This window comes from Halomonas sp. WWR20, from assembly GCF_054602495.1.
In genome coordinates, this window is record NZ_JBTRHR010000001.1 from 315,875 (window position 1) to 338,529 (window position 22,655).

The 22,655-nt window shown below is 55.3% G+C and carries 26 protein-coding genes; 21 read left to right on the forward strand and 5 right to left on the reverse strand.

Annotated features, from left to right (window positions below; all coding sequences use genetic code 11):
- Window positions 1–142: 142 nt before the first annotated feature.
- From ACW4DH_RS01445 to ACW4DH_RS01455, 3 genes are all read right to left on the reverse strand, one after another.
- Complete coding sequence (locus ACW4DH_RS01445; RefSeq protein ID WP_459634568.1) at window positions 143–1,843, reverse strand: hypothetical protein; 1,701 nt, start codon at window positions 1,841–1,843, stop codon at window positions 143–145.
- A 526-nt stretch (window positions 1,844–2,369) separates the two neighbouring features.
- Window positions 2,370–2,606, reverse strand: a complete 237-nt coding sequence (locus tag ACW4DH_RS01450) for a hypothetical protein (RefSeq protein WP_459634569.1) — start codon at window positions 2,604–2,606, stop codon at window positions 2,370–2,372.
- 443 nt (window positions 2,607–3,049) lie between these two features.
- Window positions 3,050–3,790, reverse strand: coding sequence for an XRE family transcriptional regulator (locus ACW4DH_RS01455; protein ID WP_459634570.1), 741 nt, complete (start codon window positions 3,788–3,790; stop codon window positions 3,050–3,052).
- On the opposite strand from ACW4DH_RS01455, the gene ACW4DH_RS01460 reads away from it, so the two are divergent.
- The 18 genes from ACW4DH_RS01460 (at window position 3,772) to nadB (ending at window position 18,886) form a co-directional block, all read left to right on the forward strand.
- Window positions 3,772–4,389, forward strand: coding sequence for a Cro/CI family transcriptional regulator (locus ACW4DH_RS01460; RefSeq protein ID WP_459634571.1), 618 nt, complete (start codon window positions 3,772–3,774; stop codon window positions 4,387–4,389). The two genes, ACW4DH_RS01455 and ACW4DH_RS01460, sit on opposite strands and share 19 nt — an antisense overlap.
- Window positions 4,390–4,547: 158 nt before the next feature.
- A complete protein-coding gene (locus ACW4DH_RS01465) occupies window positions 4,548–5,480 on the forward strand; it encodes a helix-turn-helix domain-containing protein (RefSeq protein ID WP_459634572.1) in 933 nt (310 codons plus the stop codon).
- A gap of 3 nt (window positions 5,481–5,483) precedes the next feature.
- On the forward strand, window positions 5,484–6,230 hold the full coding sequence (locus ACW4DH_RS01470) for a hypothetical protein (RefSeq protein WP_459634573.1): 747 nt from the start codon (window positions 5,484–5,486) through the stop codon (window positions 6,228–6,230).
- 350 nt (window positions 6,231–6,580) lie between these two features.
- Window positions 6,581–6,937, forward strand: coding sequence for a hypothetical protein (locus ACW4DH_RS01475; RefSeq protein ID WP_459634574.1), 357 nt, complete (start codon window positions 6,581–6,583; stop codon window positions 6,935–6,937).
- 51 nt (window positions 6,938–6,988) lie between these two features.
- Window positions 6,989–7,303, forward strand: a complete 315-nt coding sequence (locus ACW4DH_RS01480; RefSeq protein ID WP_459634575.1) for a RuvC family protein — start codon at window positions 6,989–6,991, stop codon at window positions 7,301–7,303.
- A complete protein-coding gene (locus ACW4DH_RS01485) occupies window positions 7,300–7,899 on the forward strand; it encodes a hypothetical protein (RefSeq protein WP_459634576.1) in 600 nt (199 codons plus the stop codon). Before ACW4DH_RS01480 ends, ACW4DH_RS01485 begins: the two co-directional genes overlap by 4 nt.
- A gap of 222 nt (window positions 7,900–8,121) precedes the next feature.
- A complete protein-coding gene (locus tag ACW4DH_RS01490) occupies window positions 8,122–8,706 on the forward strand; it encodes a hypothetical protein (RefSeq protein WP_459634577.1) in 585 nt (194 codons plus the stop codon).
- Between the two features lie 49 nt (window positions 8,707–8,755).
- Window positions 8,756–9,082 (forward strand): phage holin, lambda family, encoded by a 327-nt coding sequence (locus ACW4DH_RS01495; RefSeq protein ID WP_459634578.1) that lies wholly within the window; start codon window positions 8,756–8,758, stop codon window positions 9,080–9,082.
- On the forward strand, window positions 9,067–9,444 hold the full coding sequence (locus ACW4DH_RS01500) for a hypothetical protein (RefSeq protein ID WP_459634579.1): 378 nt from the start codon (window positions 9,067–9,069) through the stop codon (window positions 9,442–9,444). Before ACW4DH_RS01495 ends, ACW4DH_RS01500 begins: the two co-directional genes overlap by 16 nt.
- On the forward strand, window positions 9,428–9,613 hold the full coding sequence (locus tag ACW4DH_RS01505; RefSeq protein ID WP_459634580.1) for a hypothetical protein: 186 nt from the start codon (window positions 9,428–9,430) through the stop codon (window positions 9,611–9,613). Before ACW4DH_RS01500 ends, ACW4DH_RS01505 begins: the two co-directional genes overlap by 17 nt.
- A gap of 343 nt (window positions 9,614–9,956) precedes the next feature.
- Window positions 9,957–10,079, forward strand: coding sequence for a hypothetical protein (locus ACW4DH_RS01510; protein ID WP_459634920.1), 123 nt, complete (start codon window positions 9,957–9,959; stop codon window positions 10,077–10,079).
- 8 nt (window positions 10,080–10,087) lie between these two features.
- Entirely contained in the window at window positions 10,088–10,390 is a 303-nt protein-coding gene (locus tag ACW4DH_RS01515) for a hypothetical protein (protein ID WP_459634581.1), read from the forward strand.
- 209 nt (window positions 10,391–10,599) lie between these two features.
- A complete protein-coding gene (locus ACW4DH_RS01520) occupies window positions 10,600–11,109 on the forward strand; it encodes a hypothetical protein (protein ID WP_459634582.1) in 510 nt (169 codons plus the stop codon).
- 660 nt (window positions 11,110–11,769) lie between these two features.
- A complete protein-coding gene (locus ACW4DH_RS01525) occupies window positions 11,770–12,027 on the forward strand; it encodes a terminase small subunit (RefSeq protein WP_459634921.1) in 258 nt (85 codons plus the stop codon).
- A 480-nt stretch (window positions 12,028–12,507) separates the two neighbouring features.
- Window positions 12,508–13,683 (forward strand): hypothetical protein, encoded by a 1,176-nt coding sequence (locus ACW4DH_RS01530; protein ID WP_459634583.1) that lies wholly within the window; start codon window positions 12,508–12,510, stop codon window positions 13,681–13,683.
- Window positions 13,684–15,429: 1,746 nt separating this feature from the next.
- Window positions 15,430–15,822, forward strand: coding sequence for a hypothetical protein (locus tag ACW4DH_RS01535; protein WP_459634584.1), 393 nt, complete (start codon window positions 15,430–15,432; stop codon window positions 15,820–15,822).
- Window positions 15,823–16,158: 336 nt separating this feature from the next.
- Entirely contained in the window at window positions 16,159–17,325 is a 1,167-nt protein-coding gene (locus ACW4DH_RS01540; protein WP_459634585.1) for an FUSC family protein, read from the forward strand.
- Window positions 17,306–18,886, forward strand: coding sequence for an L-aspartate oxidase (nadB, locus tag ACW4DH_RS01545; RefSeq protein ID WP_459634922.1), 1,581 nt, complete (start codon window positions 17,306–17,308; stop codon window positions 18,884–18,886). The genes ACW4DH_RS01540 and nadB overlap by 20 nt, the downstream gene beginning before the upstream one ends.
- 346 nt (window positions 18,887–19,232) lie before the next feature.
- On the opposite strand, the gene ACW4DH_RS01550 is transcribed toward nadB, so the two are convergent.
- The gene (locus tag ACW4DH_RS01550; protein WP_459634586.1) at window positions 19,233–19,511 is read right to left on the reverse strand and encodes an FAD assembly factor SdhE; all 279 of its coding nucleotides are present in this window, start codon (window positions 19,509–19,511) and stop codon (window positions 19,233–19,235) included.
- 217 nt (window positions 19,512–19,728) lie between these two features.
- Here ACW4DH_RS01550 and ACW4DH_RS01555 point away from each other — a divergent pair, with 217 nt between their 5' ends.
- The 3 genes from ACW4DH_RS01555 (at window position 19,729) to lapB (ending at window position 21,754) form a co-directional block, all read left to right on the forward strand.
- Window positions 19,729–20,025 carry an integration host factor subunit beta gene (locus ACW4DH_RS01555; RefSeq protein WP_459634587.1) on the forward strand — a complete coding sequence of 99 codons (297 nt, stop codon included), beginning with the start codon at window positions 19,729–19,731 and terminating at the stop codon, window positions 20,023–20,025.
- Between the two features lie 238 nt (window positions 20,026–20,263).
- Window positions 20,264–20,569 (forward strand): lipopolysaccharide assembly protein LapA domain-containing protein, encoded by a 306-nt coding sequence (locus ACW4DH_RS01560; RefSeq protein ID WP_459634588.1) that lies wholly within the window; start codon window positions 20,264–20,266, stop codon window positions 20,567–20,569.
- On the forward strand, window positions 20,570–21,754 hold the full coding sequence (lapB, locus tag ACW4DH_RS01565; protein WP_459634589.1) for a lipopolysaccharide assembly protein LapB: 1,185 nt from the start codon (window positions 20,570–20,572) through the stop codon (window positions 21,752–21,754).
- Between the two features lie 49 nt (window positions 21,755–21,803).
- Here the strand turns inward: lapB and pyrF are convergent, their stop codons facing one another.
- Window positions 21,804–22,505, reverse strand: coding sequence for an orotidine-5'-phosphate decarboxylase (gene pyrF, locus ACW4DH_RS01570; RefSeq protein WP_459634590.1), 702 nt, complete (start codon window positions 22,503–22,505; stop codon window positions 21,804–21,806).
- Between the last annotated feature and the right edge of the window lie 150 nt (window positions 22,506–22,655).

Consider the following 22,655-nt stretch of genomic DNA (forward strand, 5'->3'; position numbering starts at 1 on the left):
GCCACCCTGATAGCCAAATATTCTCCGACTTTAGTCAGGGCGCTAGACCGCCTTCGCAGCGGGTCGCGCCAAATCTTGGAGCGATACCCAAGATTCAGATGCAAAAAAGCCCGCCAGTGGCGGGCCTCTTTGCCTGGCTGGATCACATCATGCGTGTGGCGCTTGCCTTGAGCGTGCGATTCCCGCTTCCGGTGTAGCTGACAGCGATGTCATTGCCGTCATTGATGATCACGGATACGTCAGCGATGGCGGCTGTCATCGGGATAATGTAGTCCGTATCAGCGGATCGGGTGACAAAGTAGACCGCTTGCTTCTGGCTCCCCGGGTAGGACGCCAGTCCAACCGTCACCATGTAGCCGGATAGTTCGCCGGACAGGTTGGCATCCAATGTCACGGATGGGGCGGCCATGTATCCCGTCTTGGCTTCTAGCCGTTCCGCGCTATCGCCGCCTGCCATCTGCGTGGTCAAGGATCCGGATAGCTTGGATTGGTCACCCGATGTGCCCTGCAGTAGATTGGTGCCGACGTGGATCTCGCCCTCAAACGTGCCACCGTCAGTGTTGCGGATCAACAGCGGGACATCCCGGATGATGTTGCCGTCTACCAGTAACGACTTTGACCAGAACGTCCGCAGGAAGCCCTTGATGCCGCAGATAGTGTTATTGGTCAGCGTAATGTCATTGCAGAGGAAGCAATAGATAAAATCGCATCCCTGCTCATCATTGTAGTCGTCCGTGGTATACACGGTATTGCCGCTGATAGTGGCGGCATGGAAGGCCCGGTTACCATCTACGTTGCCATCGCCGCCCAGGTTGATAACGGCGTAATGCGTCGGGTTGACCATAGTATTACCGGTGATCGTCAGTGAGTGAGGGCCGATCAGGTTGCCCGGGTAATTACCATTGTTCAGATCACCGTGGCCATGAAAAAGCAGTCCGCCGCCGTAGACCGTATTGCCCGTGTATGACACGTTCATGCAGTTGAAAAGGTCAAAGAAATTGTGTGGCCGGTCGCCTTCGGTGGCATCCGCCGTGTTGTCGGCAATGACGATATTGGTCGTCTTCGCAATCTGACAGTACTCCCTGCCAGCTTGCTGCGTCTTCACGTAGTTGCCGGTAAATCGAGCATTGCAAGATCCGCGCCCAGGCACCGGGATGACATCATAGCCGCCGCCGTTCACGCGGTATACGTAGCCTTCGCCATTGCCGAGGAGCGAATTGCCTTGCACCAAGCTGCTGGTTGCGTGATGGATGTGAAACGCCTTCGGGCACTGGCCAGTGGTGCGCGTGTCGGACTCGACGCGATTACCATAAAGGATGGCGGCAGCGATGGACGTCTGCGCGTCGGATCCTGGATGCACGCCTTCCGTGGTGATGCTGCGGCCAAAGGCGCCGGCAGCGGTGAAGCCTTCAAAGGTGCAATAAGACACGACGCACTGGCGCATGCAGCCATAGCCATGCAGGCAGCGGGTAGGTTGAGATGTGTCCAGGTTCTTGAAGTGAATTCCCGAAATGTAAAGGGTCAGATCCAGAGAGGAATAATCATCTTCCTGCATCATCAGCATGAATGGAGTCTTGGCACTCAAGCCTTGGTCGCCACCGGAACTCTTGGCGCTGTTGTTGCTGCACTGCACGACGCAAAGGCCTGGCGTGCCGACAATCACGACGTCCTTGCCCGCGATAGACATGATGGAGTCACTGGCCAACGTGTAAACGCCCGAACCAAGGTTTAAACCCTTGCCAGCGTTCTGCGCATCGTGCAGCGCCTGGCGGAATTGCACGGTGCAATCGTCAGGATCTGGGTTGTATGTGGAAAAGTCGATATAGCCGATTGATGGTGCCATTGTGGGTCACTCCCGATTGTTGGTTCGTAGGGGTCAAGTGGAATCGGTTGGCGTTGGCATGGATGCCACCGGTTGTGATACAGCGAAATGCACCCTGAATAGGGCTCTTGCATTTTTGAGACATTTCAAATCAAGGCGCAGAATTCGTTTCACCACATCGCGGCATCGCTTTCTGCCAGCTCTCAGCGGGCTCTACCCGCCTCTTGAGCCTGCGCCAGGGGCTAGCCTCTCGGCATGTCCTGGCGTTCCCGCTAGGGCTCGATGTGCTCGCCTACTCGGCACTTGCCGGTAGTCGCCTCTATGTCCCGAGGAAGGAATCCAAATTGGTAAAGAGCGGCGGCCTTCCTTGGCCGTACTGCGTGCTTCCATGCAGATGATTATGCGTATACTCATAGAGTCAGTCAATTCGAATACTCATATATTTCTCCTAAAAACTACCCGATTTCTCATATCTCGCTGAGAGGAAAAGAAAATTTAGGGACAAAAAACCCGCCTCGATGGGCGGGTTCTTGGAATTAGTAAGAGATTACTGCGTGTTAAGCGAGGTCAGGATGGGTGAAAGGTACTGCTGAACGATCCACCAACCAGCTCCAAGTATGCCCAGCACACATAACAGGGCATAGACAGCCAGCTGGCCTTTTGTGAGGCAATTATTCAGCTTGTCATCGATCTTTTCCAAGCGCCCTTCAATCTTGGCCAGGGACACTTTGATGTCGCTCATGTCGGACTCAAGCTTAAGGATGCGCGGCTCCAAGTATTGCATTGGCGGCTCTCCCCCATCTCCGGTACCACCTCCGGGTGGCTGGCGATCAGGGCCAGTGAAGTGAACTACATTATCCTTCATTGTTGCCTGCCCGCGCCCGTTGTTCAAGCGTCCAGTTATGGATGCGGTTCGCCCAGAATTGCCAACCGTAGCCGCATGACTCGCAAAAGGCCATGCATACCGCATGGGCGGAGCTCTTCCTAGGGGCCAACATGGGATGCCCAACAAGGTGCGCCGCGCCTTCTCCAGAGTCAGCCCCTACCAAGGGAAACTCCGTGCTGCCGCACGCGGGGCAGGATAGGTTGGGGCACTTCTCGCGTATGTACGCTGCCAGCTCATAGCCCGTGACATCAAAGATGTCCGGAGAGGGGTTTCTTCCATCGGGAATCATTTGGCGCAGCCCCCAAAGGAAGGCCGTTCCAGCGAGGGAATGTATCTTGCCATCAGTCAAACACCTCCCACCAGAACACGCGCCCGATGATGTGCGGGCTGTCTTCGTGGCCTAGCGCATGGACCTCTTCGGGGTACTCGGCGGCATTGTCACTAACAAGGCGTATCCGATTGAGCGGCAGGCGATAGACGCGCTTTACGCGCAGCATGCCACCGTGATCAATGGCGTAGATCTTCCCATCGATGATGTTCTTGCAGCCCTTATCGATAGCAATTGGCGAGCCATCGCGGATTGTAGGCTCCATCGAGGTGCCGGCTATTGTGGCACAAGCGCCTTGATCGGGCTGAACGCCGGCCCTGGATAATCGAGAGAGGCTAAACCGCATGCTATGGCCATAATTTTCAATGACTTGAGTCCGCCCATCACCGGCCGCGAACTCGACTTCACGAAAACATGGTAACTCAATTTCATCAGGAGCCAGCGGAGTATGGCCTTCGACTAACTCCGTTTTATGAAATATCAGCTCATCACCCTGGGATGCCCCGCTTCCTTCAAACATCTCACCCTGCCCTGTAGCCAGCCAACGAGGGTTCACACCGAGCGCTGCGGCGATAGCAATGGCATGGCTCGTCCCCCGGTGCTTGCCGCGCTCCAGGTTAGAAATAGTAGTTTGATCTACGCCCGCGCGCTTGGCCAGTTCTACTTGGCTGAGCTTGGCATGCTTCCTGGCGCTCTTGAAGCGGTCTTTGAATTCCATGCGCTCATTATTATGCGTTGACTCATAATCTTGCAAAGGAGTTTTCTCATAATATATTATATGAGAATGCGCATACAGGACATCATCATGGCAACGTTTCCGAGCACCTTGTCTCGTATTTCGGCGCTCAAGCCAAGGCTGCCGAAGCGCTGCAGATCAATCAAAGTGCGGTTTCCAACTGGGTTCGCGGCAAACATGGGATGTCTCCTGTCATCGCTATGCGAGCCGAGGTCCTTACAGCCGGGAAATTCAAAGCCTCCGATCTGTACCGCCGTCTCGACGACAACGACGCCATGCCTCTGCGTTACGTGGACATGGTCAGCATCTTCTGGGGCGTAGATCGCGCTAGCCAGGAACGGATAATCCAGCCCTTTCTCGATCACCTGGGGATGGTTGCGGTAGATCGCGTGAAAGCCGAAACGGTAGAGCGCGAAGACATTTTCGGTGCAGTGCTGGACAAGCAAGCGGAAGGCGGACGCCTAGCAACCCTGATTCATCAGGCCATTGCTGACGACGAGATCGACGAAGAAGAAGCGGCACAACTGGGACGAGCAGTTCCGCCACATCGAAGCGGCAACGGCTCAGCTAAAAGGCGCAGCTCGAAGCTAAGCGTAAGCCTCGTCTGCAAGCGGTAGGTAAGCAGGCATGAAAAAGCCCGCAGGTTTGGCGACCAGGAGCGGGGCTTCAACAACACAACGAATGGTGAAGATTATGGATTACCTCTCCTCGCAAATGCCACCTCGTTTATTCGACCACGCAATACCGTTGCTCAGTGCGGCGTTGGAGTCTTGAGATGAGCATGCTTCTTATGGCCAAGGCATTCAGCCTTCAGGTAGGCAACGCCAGCCGTAAGCTGGTTTTGCTCAAGCTGGCCGACAACGCCAACGATCAGGGCGAATGCTTCCCTTCTTACCAGCATATCGCTGACCAGTGCGAAATGGGTCGCAGCACCGTAAAGGGCCACATCAAGGCTCTGGCAGATGCGGGCTACCTAGTAATCCAGGAGCGTAAGCGCCCCGGATACCAGAGCAGCAATGCCTATAAATTAACACTTGATGAAGGCCAAAAGCTGGGGCGCAGCAAGCCCAAGCGCCCCGGCAAGTCTAAGGGGTCAGCCGCTGATCGGGGTCAACCGCTGTCATCTGATGTATCAGCCGCTGACCGTGGTGTATCAGCCGCTGACCTACCCTCCCGGTCAACCGCTGACCCCATAACCTGTCACTCTTTTGAATCTGTCAGTGAACCTGTCAATGAACCGTTGGCAGCTGGCGCTGACGCGCAGGCCGCACCGTCAAATGTGGTTGCTTTTCGCCCTGCTGAACAGCCGCGTTGCCATATCCCTGACGACCTGCCTGGGCCGAAGAATCCGAGCAAGAAGACTTACAAGGCTTGGGTCAACTACGCCGTGACCTATGAGCGTCGCTACGGCGCATACCCGCTTTGGAATGCCAAGGTTGCCGGTCAATTCTCCCAACTGGTCGACCGGGTTGGCGCTGATAACGCACCCGGCGTCGCCTCGTACTACCTGAGCCTAAACACGCAGTTCTACGTCACCAAGGGGCACTGCGTCGGCACCCTCCTAGCCGACTGCGAATCGATCTACACGCAATGGGTCACTGGCCGCCAGATGACCGCAACACGCGCCCGTCAGCTGGACGGCACGCAAGCCAACATGAGCGCTGCTGACGAAGCCAAGGCGCTGCTGAACACAACCTGGAAGGATTGATCCATGCCGCTTACAAAACAAGACGCCGAGCAGTTGCTGGAACAGCTCTACGCCACTGCTGAGTTGCTGGGTAGCGAGATCAAACCGGGTGCTGCAAGCCTGATGATCCGCGACCTGCGCAACCACTCTGCGCAGGAGGTCAAGAAGGCGCTTGCCCGCTGCCGTTCTGAGCTCACTGATCGCCTGACGCTGGCCGCGATCCTTGAGCGTATCCCTAGCGCCAATGCATTCCTCTCGCCTAACGAAGCTTGGGCGCTGGCCCTGACCTCTCTGGACGAATACGAGACGGTCGTATGGACCAAAGAGACCGCCGAGGCGATGGGTATCGCCCAACCGATCCTCGACCTGGGCGACAAGGTCGGAGCCCGCATGGCATTCATCTCTGCCTACGAGCGCAAGGTTGAAGAAGTCAAGACTGAGCAGCGCCAGCCGGAATGGCAGGTATCCCTGGGCTACAGCCCCGAGCGCCGCCAAGAAGCCATCCAGCAGGCCGTTAGCAAGGGGCTACTCCCGGCACCCAAGGTTGAGCACCTGCTGCCCGCGCCAGTCGGTTTCGATGAAGACACTGCCGATACACCCGAGGAAACGAAGAAGCGCCAGAAGAACATCCGCTACTTGCGCGACTTGCTGAACGGTATGGATGAGGGAAAGCGTAGTGCTGAGGAAGAGCATGCGCACCAGATCGAGGAGCGCCGCAAGGAACTCCTGGCTCAAGCCGAAGAGCAAGAGCGCCAGCGGAGGTCCGCATGATCCGCAACGTACTGGCCCGCGTGTCTATCACGATCTTTGCCGTGCTGATGCTGGCTACGGCGCTGAGGGGATTGGCATGAATACTTCATCTGCAGCACTCAAGACAGCATGCAGCTCGGGCATTGCTGCCGTTCAGCAGCGAAAGAGCCTCGCGATCATCGCCGCTATCGGATGGGTCACTCGCCAGCGCCTGGTTGATCTCACTCCGTACACGATCAACGTCATCTGCCCTCGTGTACTGGAGCTGATCAGTCGCGGGCTAGTCGAGCGCGTTGGCGAACCAACGAGAAGTACAGCAAGCAGGTTCTGGCGATCACGGATAATGGCCGAGAATGGCTGGGGAGGAAGGCATGAAACCTATCGAGTCTGGATGTTTGGCAATCGTGGCAGGAGACGCGGCCGATCCGCAAAACATCGGCGTGACCGTTTCCGTCGAGTGCTACCTGGGAAGTGCTTCTTCAGCAATAAGTTCCACTACCGGGGATGAAGTTGACATATTTGGAGACGACAAGGTCTGGCTGGTCACTGGGAATCTCGTAAATCAGCAATGTCCAGATGAGTGCGGCTGTGATTGCTATACGGCAGATTGCCTCCTCCGCATCGATAGCGACGAACTGATCGAGCAGAAGCATGCTGAGAGATGTCGGCTGAACCCTTCCGCAGTCATCAAGTATAACCCCATCGCCGGCAGCGAAGCGTCTCAGTGACATGGCTACGGCCGTCGTCTGCACGGATTATCAGCGGAAGGAATCGAAGCGATGATCGTAGGAATCGACCCGGGCCAGTCTGGTGGTATTGCAGGTACCGCTCCGACAGGGCAAACAGATGCGCGCCTCATGCCTCTCACCGGCAAGGAAGTTGACGGCCACGAGCTGACAAACATGCTGCGCGGTCTATGTCCTTCCCTCGTGATCCTCGAAAAGATCCATGCAATGCCCAAGCAAGGCGCCTCCAGTACGTTCAAGTTCGCCATGGGCTTTGGGTTGGGCCTGGGGAATGAACAGAGCTACTTCAAGAGCAAGGCCGCAGCGCAGAAAGCAGCGGAACAGCACGCAGAAGAGGTGAAAGCATGATTGCATCAAATCCGAAAATCGCTTGGGCCATGGCCACTGACTCCTCTGTCCGCTGCGCCCCTGGCCCTTGGGATGAAGAGATGGCAGGCGGTGGATATGGCGCCATGACGTCTCTGGAGCGTAAAGCGGAGTACGCCCGCATATTTACCCGCATTCAGCTTATGGAGCGTGAGGAGCCCGCTGCTGCGGCTGTCGGGCATGTGATCTGCAATGCAGATACCGAGCATAGTAACGTATGGATCGATAACGCTGTTGATGCACTGATGGATCGCGTCGTGATCTTGATCCCTAACTGGGAGGATGGCCGGGCGTGGCGCGAGCGCAAGAAAATGCGCGTTCCTTATCTGATCCGTATTGCCTTACTCGAACGTCGGGAGAACCTGAGCGGCGAGCGTCCAGCGTGGCAGCCTGAGCGTATCGGAGCGGTGATGGCGAACCGGTATGGCATGAGCATTACCACTCGCAAGTGGCATCAGGATTGGCAGCCAGTATGGAGCGTTATCCAGGCGTGCATCGATGCCATGGAAGCGGATGCGCTCGAGCCTATTAGTGACGTTATTAGAAGCATGATCCGTCGCCAGCGTATAGCTGTTTGAGCGCATAATTGCGGGATATAGATTTATCGAGCAACAAGTGTTGTTTTCTAAGCCCCGATGCGCTATATTATTTCTAAGTTGTCCGGTTTTTACGCTAAACAGCCACGATACATTAAAGGCTCGCCACATCGGCGGGCCTTTTCGCGTTTGGGCCACCTATTCCTCGCGTCACCTGGCGCTTGTCGCTATCCCTTGTGACCTTTTATTTCCCCGAGGTAGCCCATGCAATTTCTCTCTGAGGTTCCTCAGCAGGGGCCGGCTGCGTATACGCCGCAACCTGTACGGCTGGCATGGGCTGCCCGTGTCAATGATCAGTTCGCTAAGCGAGTCGTGGAGATGTGCGACCACTTCGGTTGGTCGCTCGATCATGCCGGCTACTTGATGGCGTGCATCGCGTTCGAGTCAGGGCGCACGTTCAGCCCATCGGTACGCAATACCGCGGGCAGCGGAGCAACAGGCCTGATTCAGTTCATGCCTACTACCGCTCGTGGCCTGGGCACTACCACTGATGACCTGGCCGGCATGACCGCTATTCGCCAGCTCGACTACGTGCAGGACTACTTCACGCCCTACTACTGCCGCATCTTCACGCTCAGCGATATGTACATGGCGATCCTCTTGCCCAAGTACGTTGGCGAGCCCCGTGGAAGCATCTTGTTCTCGGGTGGCATCGCTTATCGACAGAACGCCGGGCTTGACGTCAACGATGACGGACGGGTCACCAAAGACGAAGCCAGCACCAAGGTGCAGGCAATGCTTATCGAGGGCCAGCGAGCGGAGAACTCGCGGCTCATTCTTCCCGATTAGGTACGCAGCGCACATAGAGGTGCGTATGACCCCACAAACGAGACTTCTTATGCCATCACGTGACCCGAGCAACTGGCAGGCGCTGATAGGCGTATTGGCTAGCATCTGGCCTCATGTTTACGCAGCTACCCTAGCGTTCGTGGTCGCGCTAGTCAGGTCGCTGCACTCAGGTGGCAAGCCATTAAAATCATTCCTCGAGGCGCTGCTCTGCGGTTGTCTCACTCTGGCGCTAAAGCCAGTCCTCGATTACGCGGGCATAAGTCCGGACCTGGCCGTTGCCATTGGAGCGGGCATTGCTTTCCTGGGCGTGGAGTGGCTGCGCGAACGGGCCGAAGGGCTCATGGATAAGGTGTTTGGCAAATGGTTTGGCAAATAATCAAACGCATATTTGGCAACGTTCTGCCCTGGCTATTGGCTGCTCTGCTCGCCTTCGGCGTATATCAGCACACAGTCGCCAAGCGCTACAAGGCAGAGCGCGATACCGCTACGCAGCGGGCCGATACCTTGCAAAGCGCACTGGCATGGCAGCAGGCGCAAGCCTCAGCACTCAGCCGCGCCCTAACAGAACGTGATGCCCAGCTAACCCGCAGCCAGCAGACCATCATCAATAAGCTGGATAGCCTCGACACACTGGAGCGAGACGATGAGCCGACACGCGACTGGAGTGCTGAGCCTGTTCCTAGCGCTGTTCATGACTGGGTGCGCAAGCTCTCCGAAGACGATGATCCTGACGCCTGACGTGCCGGGCTATCTGCTCTCCCCCTTGCCCGCGCCCCAGGCCGACATCGACACGAACCGCGATGTCCTCGACCTGCTCGCTGACTATGAGGCGTTAAGGCGTAGGGCCAATGCAGACCGGGTAGGAATAGCCGAGATCCTGCGTCAGATGGATGACGAGGATAAGTGAAACCCAGCGGTAGCCAGGAGGTGAATCCAGTTGGCTATCTATCAAGGCCCGCCGTCGAGAGACGCCAAGCAGTGACCAACCGCACGAGAAAGGTCGTGCGGCCCCTTTTCCAAGCCCCGCCATTCGATGGGGCTTTTTCGTGAGCGGCATGCACCGCCGCTAGATGCACAGAGCCTTCCGGTATGAGTCATGGGGCAAGCGGTGGTGCTTACTCTGTGGCCGCTTTAACCCGATGGACATGGTCCAGCACCAGAAGGGAAGCACCATGAGTAACATCTTCCCTTTCGACTACCAAGGCAGAGCGGTCCAATTCAGCACTAATGGCTAGATCAATGCCACTGATATTTCCAGACGCTTTGGTAAGCGCCCTGCTAAGTGGCTCGAACTGCCCAGCACCAAAAAACACATTGCTACTCTAGCTAGAGCGCTCGGCAAGAGCAATGTCCGAAATCGGACTTTGGGTTAGCGCGAACCATGAGGGGTGGCGACAGTCCTGGAACACGGCTTCATTCAAAACTCGCTGTTGCCTTTGCTCGTTGGCTGGATGATGACTTTGCGATCTGGTGCGACCTACACATTGATGCATTTATACATAGGGAGCTTAACGCTCAGCAACAGTTCGATGCAGCGTGCAAGGCGCTTGATGATCAGAATGAGCGCGGCAGCATGGCGGTGCGTGAACTGGCCAATCATCGCTGGACCAAGCTGCCTTTGGAGGCGCACATGGAGCATTGGGGTGATCAGCTACGGATGACGCTTGCACTGGACGCGGCCTGAATCGTCCACCGGCTACGATCGGGCCATCTGGGTGCGCATTCATGAGTGCGAGCGGATTGATGTGACTTCGAAGGAAACGAAAGGGAGGCGACTGACATCAGGGTTGCTGCACTGATGTCAGTCACCAACCAGCAGCCTATGCCTGCCAGCCAAAGTCTCCCACTCTCACGAGAGCCGGGGAAGCCTAGCGTATCTGACAAGGACAGACAATGCACGACATCCGCTGCAGTAACTGCAACAAGCTTCTTCTGCGAGTCGATGAGTACACCTTGCTGAAAGTGAAATGCTCACGTTGCAAAACAGTAATTCTTTCAAAGTCGAGAGATTACCCTTCCTTAGCGCCAAGAGTGCCAAAACCAATCTGGAGTCAGAAAATGGCGCTCACAGTTGAAGAACATAATGACTATCATGAAATCATCCAGGCAATATTCGGCGGTACCGTTGGATCCACGCCTGATCAAGTCAACGAAGAAGTAGCCGACATCGTAGATCAGGTCATTGACGAGATCTACGAATGCTCGCAAGGTATGGTGGTGGCAGATGCATTGCTGAACTTCTGGTTCCCGCAAGCTAGCTTTCGAGCATTGGCAAGCACGACAAAGACGGCGATCCAAGACCTTATGAAAGTTAACCAAGGCTTCCGTTACACTCTATGTGCTAACGCAACCCGGCTGAACTGGAAGTCTGCACTGACAATCGCGCTGATGGGACCCGGCTGAACTGGAAGTCTGCACTGACAATCGCGCTGATGGGACCCTAGTGGACACTGCAGGGGGATAGATATGCGAGAGATTTGGTCGCTGGTCATGTACCTAATCGATAGGTTACTGACTATTGTATACTCTTTTCCGCGGAGCAATGGCCGGTTCACTGGGCTTCTCGAAATCGTCTCGCTGGTACTGTTCATTGTTATCATCGCATCTTACTTCTTGTTGTAATTTGAATGGCGCCCTGCCTTGGCGGGGCGCCGCCTTTAGAGGCAGATACTTATGTCATGCGCTGGATGTCGACGCCGTTGAGAGTTCGCGAAGAAGTACTTGGAGGACCTAAGGGTCTTTTACTTCGTAAACAAGCTGAATACGCCCCCTATCTACTACGCAACAACATTCAAATAAAAACTAGTTAGCAGCTTGAGTTATTTCTGTCTATAAAGACCATGGTTCTACATCTTCCGACGCTGTGGTGATCTTAGCTTTGAAGCACCATATTCGAAAGGCTCGGGCCCTTCTGGGTCCTCCTCGATTAAAGTTAGGTTGCCAACCCTAGAGGCTGTGGGTTGGTTAGCTCAGAGAGCGCGGCGAAGAATCGAAGCGGTCCAGCTCCATAACTGTGAGCCATGGCCTCAATGAGCAACAAGCGATATTCGTGCTGAGTATCTGATTGGTCTAAACGGCACCCAAGCGGCCGTACGAGCGGGATACAGTGAGAAGAATGCCAGCAGCAGCATCACACAACAGGTGCGCCAGAAAACCCCAGTTCAGGAAGCGATACAGGAGCAGGTCGCCTTCAACTCGACCTTGGAGAAGTACGGAAATGACATTCAGAGATCAGACAGCCGCACACGCGTCGACGAGTGGTGGCTTGGGATGGGCCGCCTGTCGCCTACAATAAAATACCGGAAGCCAGCGAGGTTTTAAGCGCTCAGAATACCGGCGCCCCATGGGTTCACTCTACCATCGTTCCAGGCAGCTTATTCACTGCATCCACTGGCGCCGCGCCCACAGCATACTAACTTGCTCTTGATGCAGGCCTTCGTCAAACCGCCATCAGTCATAACCGCAGAAATCCTTCCGTCGAGTATTGAGGCGTACCGCATAGCCTCTTCGCTCGCCGAGCATTTGAACTATTACCAAGATACCCAAGCAGCCTCGATGACTCACATCGGGCCGTCCAGCGGCTACTGCCAAGTCAACGTCAGCGTGCCTTAAGTGGCTGACTGACAAGCCAATCCGTAGGCCATGATTTTCCTAGCCCAGCCAAGCGCTGGGTTTCTTCGTTGTGACGCAGTTTGCATTTCATATTCCTCAGTCACGGCTACGGATCAGAAAGTAATATATTAGAAACTCTAAGTGGCATCAGAGCCGGCACTCACGCCGGACCAACTATCGGAGCATAAAATGGCAACTTTAGGCAGCGTTAACGTAACGGAATTTCACAATGGCGGTGACGATTGGGCAGCCGCTTTTCAGGCAGCTATTGATACTGGCAAGGCGGTGGTAGTACCTCGCGGTTATTATACCATCACACCACCACTGGTTATTCCTGGCGGCTGGTGCGGAATCATTCGAGGTGAAAACCAGATCGAATGCATTATCCGCAATTCCGGAGCTAATCAGGATCCAGACACTTATATGTTCGAATACAACCGGGACGGCGGCTTTTCCTGGGGAATCATTGTCGAAAATATCCACCTTCAAGGAATGGGATTCGAGAATGGTGCCTTCTTCCTCAAGGAGTGCGCATACCCTCTGTTCCGTAACGTTAACATCGAGGGCTTCAACGGCAGCGCGCTCGCAATTGATAAATGCCAGGATGGCAATTTCCAAGAGTGCAATATACAGAGCAGTGGCCGGAATGTTGGTGATTCCAGCCAGAACAGCGAGACAACACATCCGGCGATTAACCTATTCACCACTGTGGCGGGCGATGCATGCAACATGCTTCGCTTCACTGCCTGCCAAATAGAAAGTAACCGATGCTCCCCTTATGTCAGAGTCGACAAAGGTATAGGGATAATGTTTGTCGACGTGCATGGAGAAATTCGCCGCTCGGAAGAATGGGAAACGCGGGACTTCCTGGAGAACAACGGCGCCGACGTCACATTCACAAACTGTGCCTTGGACAGGTTCCGTAATGCACTGGTTCAAAACGGCTATGGCCGCGTAACGGTAACTGGTGGTCGCAAGTTTGGGAGCATTGACGCCACAGGGGCGGACGGAAAAACAGGACGCCTAGTCGTTAGCGATACGCAAGTTGGCGACATAAAGCTCACCTCATGGAAGGGTGTTCATTCTGTGCGCGGCGTAGAAATGGGCGCCCTATCGGTTAGATATGGATCCGGATCGTTCAATGTGTCCGATTCAAAGTTATCCAGTGTGGATGTTCAACTTGTCGGCGCGGGAGCCAGGGGCGTCAAACTGCGCGACTGCTTTGTACAAGGTAACGTTAATTTTTCGTCGTCTTCCCGCCTAGGGGCTATGATTGACTGTTCTGTCGAGGGGGACTGCACTTTCAAGTCAAATAACGGTGACTATGTCCGTAATCGTGTCACCGGGACCGAAACACTAGCCTAATCGCTGCTGGATAAATCGGCCGCCGCAATGGCGGCTTTTCTATTCATCCCAAGCTAGGGAAGTAATCCAGCGCTACCGTCATCAAACCGCCAATCACTATTGTCAACTGCCAACGCAAGCGCCATCTGCCTGGCTTGGATTAAGGCTAATCACTATTAACCCGCCATTGTGCGGGTTTTTTTATGTCTAAACCCACACGAGGTAGTAACCATGGCTGAGGCGAATCGCGTTCGCATCGCTTATCGCGCAAGCGGCTCCACTGATTCCTGGAACACCATCAACCGCACCAACGATGCGCTGGATGCCGGCAGAGGGCGCCGCCAAAGAAGCTGCCGCAGTAATGTCCGATGACTTGCAAGGGCTTTAAATCTCTTGGTTCGGCCATCGCAGAGATGCCTTCAGGGTGGCGACGCCGGGCTTCTTGGTGGGCTGAGAACGGCCACCGACTATACCACCGCGTCATTACCGTGTGGAACGGAATGGGGATACGTTCGACACTACCGAGCAAGGTAAGGAGTTCGCCGTCACAGTAGACAATGGCTGACGGCCTCAGTGCTCTTAGAGACGTTGCGATTGGCGTTGCGGCGATCCTTGGTGCTCGTCTTGTAGGCTCCCTCGCCGAGTCCACCGCCTCCACTATCAAGAAAATCGCTGCCAACATTGCGGATGCAAAGGCCGAAGCTACAGCTGCCCAAGCGGTAACACGTCGCACAGGAGCTGAACTGGGCGCATCAAAGGCATTGCTCAGCACTGCTCGCCTAGAAGCTCAGGCTACGGTGGGCACCAATGCTCACACATTCACCTTACAGCAATTTAAAATCCCTCGGAGGTTGACTCCGTGCCGGTTCAAGTCCGACTCCGGGCACCACACGCCTTCTTGCCTCCCCCATTCATCTTCGCCCTCATCCCTCGTGTTGTTAAGATTTGTAGAATGAATATCGCTCGGTCCACATCTGCGCTTTCGCCCCCTTCCCCACTGGCGCTATGCTTACACCAAGTACAATTACTAACAAATCGACACCATATATTAAGTATATAGTCTCCCGTTGACACGGAAATACTACTATTCTTAGCGTTGATCTGATGATGGAACATCAAGGGAGCCGGCCACACATGTCAGCACTGAAACAGAAAAAGGGACTTCACCGCTGTCGCGTGTGTGGCACAGAAGTATTCATCGAAACTCCACCGCCCAATCGTCCTCCCTGCCCCGTATGCGCTGTAAAAGACTACGAACCGCTAAAAGTCCCACGCCAAGAACAGGCGGCGAAAGCATTAGGCCATATGCTCGACCAGCGGGATTCGGAAAGAGTCTAGACTCATCCATACCATGCCAAGAACGGAATAAGGTACTCGCTTAGTCCGGCAAACTCGCTGTTTCACTAATTTTTTGCCGCACCCAACCAACGCTTGCCGACTTTTCAGACAAGCCATAATTTCCTTTCAGCGATGTTTTCTGGTATTAGCATTTTTACTTTATCAGCATTTCTTGAATTAAATTATATCTTAGCCACGCAACAGACTTACAGCACCGGCCGGTCCGCTGGCCTCCAAAAGAATTAGAACCAAAGCATTACTTTTTGGAAAATAAAACCATTTTTCTAAAAAATCATTGTAACTCATACAGTTAATCAGACGCTCAATAGGGCGAGGTGTTTTTCTCTTCCAGAACAAGTTGACCACTGCCTACCTATCTCACGTATCCTTACTTGCTGGGGAAATGCAAAGCAATAACAAGGCTATAAAATGATTAGACATGATATTTTAGGCAGAGGGATTTACCTTTACAACGAAGGTGAGCTCATAAAGCGACATGAGGAACTTGACGATCTTGTTGAGTTTGACATTAATTCTTTTAGTGAAGAAGAGGCACTAAAAAAGGTCGGTTACAAGCTTATTGATTCTATAATGGATGTCTATAGCGTATATGGCACCACCGAACACTCCACTATCGATGCCGAAATCAAAACCAGCCTCAAAGGAATACGCTATATTATTGACGTCAACATCGACGAAGATGCTTGTTATTATATTCTTGTAAAAGATAATCTTCGGGATTATCTGGCGATACTCGCAATGCTGCAGCCTCTCGCCATACACAAGAAGATGGTACAGGAAAACGCCTCTCATCATTCTTGAATGTCTTTTTACTCTGTCGGATAGAATGCCCGGCGCCAAGGGGCAGCTGGGCAATTAAAAAGTATATGCGGTGCAAATAAAACTTATCAAGCGTTGGCACGATACGGACAGGCACGACGCTCAGAACCGCCCAACACTTGCTCAATGACCTTGCCAATCTCCGAGGCCAGATGGCATCATTTAGGTTTTCTTCCGCTTCCCATTAGCGGGAGCCCTAGGTCTCGACAGGCTATCATTCTTGCTCATTTTTCTTCTTCGCCATATTGAAGTGCAGTGTGTTTATCGGCCCCTACACACAGTGTGTGCCGCAAGCATGCAGCATGAGGACCGCCGGTGATGAGGCTTCGCTTACGCGACCCTTACTACATTTATTATCATCGGCATCGCATGCATCTGGTGCGCTCCACACTCGCGCTGATCATCACCTACACAATAATTCGTGCTTTCGACATCCCTCATGGAAGTTGGGCCTTGGTCAGCACGTTGATGGTGATGGGCAATCTCCCGCATATCGGAGGCGTGCTCGACAAGGGCGGGCAGCGTTTGCTCGGAACCGTCCTCGGCGCTGCCTGCGGTTTACTGCTTATCGTTGCCCCCCTTCCCTATCCCAGCATGGTACCGGCATTGACTCTTGTCGGCATTGCGTTAGCCACCCATGCCACCTTTGCAACACGCTATTCCTACAGCGCACTGATATTCGGTATCACCCTGCTCATGGTCGTCGGCGATGGGCAGCACGAGTTATCCATAGCGCTCTGGCGCGCTTTCGACGTACTTATCGGCACATCGGTTGGCATGCTAGTGACGGTGCTTGTACTACCGCAGAAAGCCACCGACGTGATGCGTTTCCTGCTGGCAGACAACCTCGACAAGCTTGCACGGCTTTATCATATCCATACCAGCGCTCGAACGCGTGATGATATCGATACTCGGCAACTGCTTAAGATCATGACCACCCAACTGGTCAAGCAGCGCAGTATGGTGGACGCTATTCATAGCGAGAGACGTCTGCACCGAGACGAGCTCGAGGATATTCTCTCGTTGGAGCGGCGGATGCTTTCCACTATCGAGCTACTGCTGGAAACGCACTGGACAACCCGGGCGGGTCATGACCTGATCATGGGACTCGAGGGGTTACGTGAAGAGCAGCATTGCCTCGCACGAGCGCTGGGCAGCTTGGCGTTCCAGGTACGCACCGGTCAGCAGATTGAGGTAACAGTGGTCGCCTTCGACCTGCAGCGTCATGCCGAAAAGGCGCGCAATGTCTATTCCGACAAGGGCCGGGCCTTGTACAGCCCAAGCGGATATCTATGGCTCAATCGCGAACTCGCTCGCCTGACATGGGAAATGGCAGACATCCTGGGTAGCCTGAGACACCTGCCTAGCGCCCGGCTGCGCCGTCGCGCCAAGCAGCACACCTTGATTAGCGATGCAAAGCGGATCGTATCCTCCGAAGCCGCGCACCCACCAGGAATCCGCAATGATGAATCGACTCGATCATGACGTCCTGATCATCGGTGGCGGCATCGCAGGCCTGACGTTGGCCTTGTCGCTGGCTGACTCACGCCCCGTGACGCTACTCTTCGCATCATCCGGGTTGAGCGGAGCAAGTCCCTGGGCTCAAGGAGGCATCGCAGCCGTACTTTCGCCGTTGGACAGCATTGACGCTCATATCCGCGATACGCTCGTGGCGGGAGACGGACTTTGCGACGAGCCGGCCGTACGCATGACCGTGGAGCACGGTCCGAAAGCCATTGAATGGCTGATTGCCCTGGGTGTGCCTTTTACCCCGGCGCCTGACCCCGATGCCGCTTTCCCCTTCCACCTGACACGTGAAGGCGGACATAGCCAGCGACGTATCATTCATGCCGCGGATGCCACGGGAAGAGCCGTCATGGATACCTTGATGATGCATGCGCATCAGCATTCCGCCATTCGCATCATCAACAATCAAACCGCTTTTACCTTGCTACAGGATGAAGCCGGCCATTGCCGAGGCGCGTTATGTCTAGGCCCGGACGGTGGTGTAACCCAGCATTTTGCCCGCGAAACGGTTCTTGCCACCGGCGGAGCCAGCGGGCTGTTTCCACATGCAACGGTCTCATCGCCGGGATTGGGCGTCGGCATGTCCATGGCAGCCGAGGCGGGAGCCACACTCAAACATCTGGAATTTCAGCAATTTCACCCCACCTGCCTGTACGATGTGCAGGGAGAGCCGTTCTTGATCAGCGAAGCGGTACGCGGCGAAGGCGGACTGCTACGCACCCCGGACGGTCAGCGCTTCATGCCGGATCATGATGCCCGAGCGGAACTGGCCCCACGTGACATCGTCGCAAGAGCCATCGATGCGCAGATGCAACACCGTGGCTTCGAATACGTCCTGCTCGATGTTACACATCTGCCAAGCGATAAAATCGTCGCGCTTTTCCCGACCATTCATGCCCACTGTCTGGCTCGGGGGCTGGACATGACTCGACATCCCATTCCGGTGGTACCGGCGGCTCACTACAGCTGTGGCGGCGTCGCCACCCTGCTAGAGGCCAGCACCGACGTCCCCCGTTTGTCTGCCATCGGCGAAGTGGCCTGCACGGGGTTACATGGCGCCAATCGCATGGCCAGCAACTCGTTACTGGAATGCCTGGTGTTCGCACGCTCGGCGGCGGATCGATTGCGTACCAGGCGTCCCCGCTCTAATGCTGCGGTGATGACGCCGGTATTGGGAAAATCTCCCGACGCTCCCGATCGGGAAATCGAAGGAATACTACAAGCCATACGCAGAATAATGGGCAGCCGCGTAGGAATCGTGCGTTGCGATGCGGGATTGAAAGACGCCCAGCGTCGGCTGGAAGAACATGGCGAACGCCTGGACGCGTGGTGGAGAGTCTATTCCCCCTCACACATACTCGCCGCCGCAAGACACGCCGCCAGGCTAGCCAGTCTAACGGTAGACGCCGCGCTGGCGCGGCGCGAATCATGCGGATTGCATTTCAACCGAGACTGCGCCAGGCAGACCGCCGATCGGCCCTTGCCCTCAGAACGGCAAAGTACCCTCATCCGCCCCTGAGGGGGGCCAATTCAGCGTTTGGCGTAGCTGGCGCATAGCGGTACGCGAGCTGCTGTCAGGCCATAGCCAATATCGACGCCCGCCAATATCCAGGCCAACCAATGCAGGGCCAAGGCGAACGACTCTTAACGACACTCGACGCCAGGTACCTTCACGCAGTTGCTGCTCCCAATGCCACGCCGTGCCACTACAAACTTGGCGTAGCCGCCAGCGCCGCGGCCGCCCGCCCCAAGCCGCAAGACATAACCCCGTCAAGCATGACGAAAGCAATAACCACCACGGTCCCAGCCAAGCGAGCAGACTCAGGACGCCTGCCGCGACGGCGCCCTGCAGAGCCATTCCCACCCTAGAGGGTACGATACTGATCGTTGGAAGTGGTTTCGGCATATTCGACGATCATCTTTACCATCCTGCGCAGCTCATTGTCCTCGGGCCATTCCCGACGCATCAGCCAGACGAAGAGATCCTGGTCTTCGTTATCGATCAAGACTCGATAAAGTTCCTGATCGGCTTTTGAAAGATCCCGGTAGCGATGCTCCAGAAAGGGGACCAGCAACAGGTCCAGCTCCCACATGCCCCGCCGTGAATGCCAATAGAGCCGCTTGATATTGACGTCTTCGGTCACGAACGCCTCGCAGTACTGCGTGATGAATGGACCACGAGTATACCCGAGCCATTAAGTCAACGACATGCAACCTCACTATCGCCACTGCAGCTTTATGAACAGTTTGGCTAATGCGTTGTTTTATCTGAACTTGAGCAGTATGCTGAAGAAAATAACAACGCACGGGAACGGCGCTTAAGTCATATGTGACGCGCGCAGCCGCGCATGGAGAAAATCGATGACCAAATCCGAACTGATCGAACAAATAGCGATGCGGCAGCCCGAGCTGTCAATCAAGGAAGTCGAAGCGGCGGTTCGTATCATGCTCGATGATATTACCGATGCCTTGGCTGATGGCGGGCGAGTCGAGATTCGAGGCTTCGGCAGCTTTTCCCTGCACTTTCGCGAACCCCGTGTCGGTCGTAACCCAAAGACGGGCGACCCAGTCGAGCTTGACGGCAAATACGTGCCGCACTTCAAACCGGGCAAAGAGCTTCGCGAACAGGTCAACGCCAGCCGTGCTCTAGGCTATTGAACCCTGCCGGCGATTATCCGGCGGTGATAGCCCTAGCCCAACACCGACCTAGGTCGTATGCTTCGCCATGGGTCGATGGAGCTTAGGATGGTAATATCAGACAATATGCGCGATTGATCTGGCGGGGGACATCAACGGAGCCGACGACGACGCTCAGGGAAGGAAATCGCCTCTATAAGTTTCGCCGCGAGTATACGACCGCTATGCTCTGTAACTCAAAGTAGGAAAGGAAGCTGCTATGCGTTGGCTCAAAGGCGTCTTGCTAGCCATTATTCTCATCGTTGTCTTATTGTTCGGCATCTTGTTTGCGGTCAACAACCAACAAGCGTTGCCATTGAATCTGATATGGGTGGAACTGCCGCCGGCCTCGCTTTCGCTCTGGCTACTCGTCGCGCTGGCCTGCGGCGTGCTGTTGGGCATGCTGGCCATGACCGGCCTGTATCTTCGCCTGCGCACTCTGCTCACGCGTGCCCAGCGGCATAATCAACAGCAGCGCAAGGAGCTCGATCGCCTGCGTATCCAGGAGTACAAGGAAGTTTCCTAAATGCTTGACCCTCTGCTGCTAGCCCTGCTGGTGGCAGCGATCGCCATCGGATGGTGGCTAGGCCGCGTTGAACATGGAAGCCAGCGAAAACGCTCCCGGGATGACCGTGCCCTGTCCCGAGATTACTTCGTGGGTCTCAATCACCTGCTGAACGAACAGCCCGATCGTGCCATTGAGACCTTTGTTCAAGCCTTGGAGGTCAACAGCGATACCATCGAGACGCATATTGCCCTTGGCAACCTGTTCCGTTCACGCGGAGAGGCGGATCGCGCCGTCAAGATTCATCAGAACCTGCTTGCACGTCCCACCCTGACGTCTCAGCAAAGCGGGCTCGTCCAGCTTGAGCTATCAAGAGACTTCCTCAATCTCGGCCTGTTGGATCGGGCCGAGCGCCTCCTGCACGCCATGATCAAGGAAACCAGCGATAACGATTTATCGCTGGCAGCCAAACGCTTGCTGATCGATCTATTGGAACGCGAACGCGAATGGCAGGACGCGCTCAATATCGCGCAGCCACAACTGGTTCGACAGGACCCCGATATCCGACGGGCGGCAGCTCACTGGCTATGTGAAATGGCCCAGCAGGATCGGCACAGCGCTAGCCCGGCCTTGGCTCGAAAACATTTGCAGCAAGCGTTGAATATCGACGCTCAGTGCGTAAGGGCCAACTGCCTACTCGCCGAGCTAGAAGAGGAAAATGGTCACTATAAGGCCATGATACGTATCCTGCAGCGCGTTCCCGGTCAGGATCGAGATTTTCTACCGGTCATTCTCGATCCAATCCGCCAAGCCTTTCTCATGCTCGAAGATGAGAAAGGCTTGCAGACGTTTCTGGAACAACAGATCCAGGAGGCGCCCTTCACCAGTGTCATCATCATGCTGGCCGAGACGCTATACCATCATGAAGGGCCGGAGGCCGCCACCCTGTTTGTCAGCGACCAGCTCCAGCGTCAACCGAGCTTGCGTGGCCTCGATTACTTGATGGACCTCTATCTCACCGAGACCGATGCCAAAGAACGTAAGCGGATTCTGCTACTCAAGCAACATACCCACAAACTGCTTGAGACGCGTCCGCGCTACCGCTGCCATCGCTGCGGATTAGGCGTCGCTCAACTTCACTGGCAATGCCCGAGCTGTCGCAAGTGGGGAACCAGCAAACCGATCACCGGATTGGAAGGCGAGTAGTCATGCCTTTCGCAGCAGACCGGCGCCAGCCGATGGCCTCTAGGCGCGCTTAATAGCCGATTTCCCGTTCGATCGCCGCCAGGGCCGCCATGGGGTCGTGCGCCTGAGTAACCGGACGGCCGATAACCAGATGCGTACTTCCTGCCTGAATGGCCTGCGCCGGTGTCAAGGTCCGCCGCTGATCGCCGGCCTGAGCGGACGCTGGCCGTATGCCTGGCGTCACCTTGAGAAAGGCCTCGCCACATATTGCCCGCAACCGCTGTGATTCTTGCGCCGAACATACCACTCCTGCCATCCCGCTTTCCTGGGCCAGACAAGCCAAGCGCTCTACCTGACTCAACGGCTCCAGGTCCAGTCCTATTTCCGCAAGATCGACACGCTCAAGGCTGGTCAGCACTGTAACGGCAATCAGATGAGTGGTCAGATTACGCTGCGCCAAGCGCTCTCTGGCCGCCTCCATCATCCGGCGTCCGCCACTGGCATGCACATTGACCATCCACACGCCCCGTTCCGCCGCGGCCTCTACGGCACCGGCCACCGTATTCGGAATGTCATGGAATTTAAGGTCGAGAAACACGTCGAATTGGCGTTCATGCAGGGCATCTAAGGCTTGAGGGCCTTCTCGCGTGAACAACTCCTTGCCTACCTTGACGCGGCATCGCTTCGGGTCAAGCGCATCAGCCATTTGCAATGCAGAGGTTAGATTCGGGTAATCAAGGGCAATGATCAGGGGGGATTCGGGGGAAGGCATGACCGCTCCGGGCAACTCAGATAAAGGCGCATTGTACCCGAAGCCACCGCAGGGTTCCGAGACGCAGGACTTCTTAAACAGACCGCGCAGGTACGCTTCAGTTTCTTTTTGTCACATATTTCTTACATAAAACCCGGACAAATGCCGATG

What these genes read in the sequence shown, in the direction of transcription:
- ACW4DH_RS01445 (WP_459634568.1), bottom strand. Translation starts at nt 1,843, where the DNA reads ATGGCACCATCAATCGGCTATATCGACTTTTCCACATACAACCCAGAT.
- ACW4DH_RS01450 (WP_459634569.1), bottom strand. Translation starts at nt 2,606, where the DNA reads ATGCAATACTTGGAGCCGCGCATCCTTAAGCTTGAGTCCGACATGAGC.
- ACW4DH_RS01465 (WP_459634572.1), top strand. Translation starts at nt 4,548, where the DNA reads ATGAGCATGCTTCTTATGGCCAAGGCATTCAGCCTTCAGGTAGGCAAC.
- ACW4DH_RS01470 (WP_459634573.1), top strand. Translation starts at nt 5,484, where the DNA reads ATGCCGCTTACAAAACAAGACGCCGAGCAGTTGCTGGAACAGCTCTAC.
- ACW4DH_RS01475 (WP_459634574.1), top strand. Translation starts at nt 6,581, where the DNA reads ATGAAACCTATCGAGTCTGGATGTTTGGCAATCGTGGCAGGAGACGCG.
- ACW4DH_RS01480 (WP_459634575.1), top strand. Translation starts at nt 6,989, where the DNA reads ATGATCGTAGGAATCGACCCGGGCCAGTCTGGTGGTATTGCAGGTACC.
- ACW4DH_RS01485 (WP_459634576.1), top strand. Translation starts at nt 7,300, where the DNA reads ATGATTGCATCAAATCCGAAAATCGCTTGGGCCATGGCCACTGACTCC.
- ACW4DH_RS01490 (WP_459634577.1), top strand. Translation starts at nt 8,122, where the DNA reads ATGCAATTTCTCTCTGAGGTTCCTCAGCAGGGGCCGGCTGCGTATACG.
- ACW4DH_RS01495 (WP_459634578.1), top strand. Translation starts at nt 8,756, where the DNA reads ATGCCATCACGTGACCCGAGCAACTGGCAGGCGCTGATAGGCGTATTG.
- ACW4DH_RS01500 (WP_459634579.1), top strand. Translation starts at nt 9,067, where the DNA reads ATGGTTTGGCAAATAATCAAACGCATATTTGGCAACGTTCTGCCCTGG.
- ACW4DH_RS01505 (WP_459634580.1), top strand. Translation starts at nt 9,428, where the DNA reads ATGATCCTGACGCCTGACGTGCCGGGCTATCTGCTCTCCCCCTTGCCC.
- ACW4DH_RS01515 (WP_459634581.1), top strand. Translation starts at nt 10,088, where the DNA reads ATGAGGGGTGGCGACAGTCCTGGAACACGGCTTCATTCAAAACTCGCT.
- ACW4DH_RS01520 (WP_459634582.1), top strand. Translation starts at nt 10,600, where the DNA reads ATGCACGACATCCGCTGCAGTAACTGCAACAAGCTTCTTCTGCGAGTC.
- ACW4DH_RS01530 (WP_459634583.1), top strand. Translation starts at nt 12,508, where the DNA reads ATGGCAACTTTAGGCAGCGTTAACGTAACGGAATTTCACAATGGCGGT.
- ACW4DH_RS01535 (WP_459634584.1), top strand. Translation starts at nt 15,430, where the DNA reads ATGATTAGACATGATATTTTAGGCAGAGGGATTTACCTTTACAACGAA.
- ACW4DH_RS01540 (WP_459634585.1), top strand. Translation starts at nt 16,159, where the DNA reads ATGAGGCTTCGCTTACGCGACCCTTACTACATTTATTATCATCGGCAT.
- nadB (WP_459634922.1), top strand. Translation starts at nt 17,306, where the DNA reads ATGAATCGACTCGATCATGACGTCCTGATCATCGGTGGCGGCATCGCA.
- ACW4DH_RS01555 (WP_459634587.1), top strand. Translation starts at nt 19,729, where the DNA reads ATGACCAAATCCGAACTGATCGAACAAATAGCGATGCGGCAGCCCGAG.
- ACW4DH_RS01560 (WP_459634588.1), top strand. Translation starts at nt 20,264, where the DNA reads ATGCGTTGGCTCAAAGGCGTCTTGCTAGCCATTATTCTCATCGTTGTC.
- lapB (WP_459634589.1), top strand. Translation starts at nt 20,570, where the DNA reads ATGCTTGACCCTCTGCTGCTAGCCCTGCTGGTGGCAGCGATCGCCATC.
- pyrF (WP_459634590.1), bottom strand. Translation starts at nt 22,505, where the DNA reads ATGCCTTCCCCCGAATCCCCCCTGATCATTGCCCTTGATTACCCGAAT.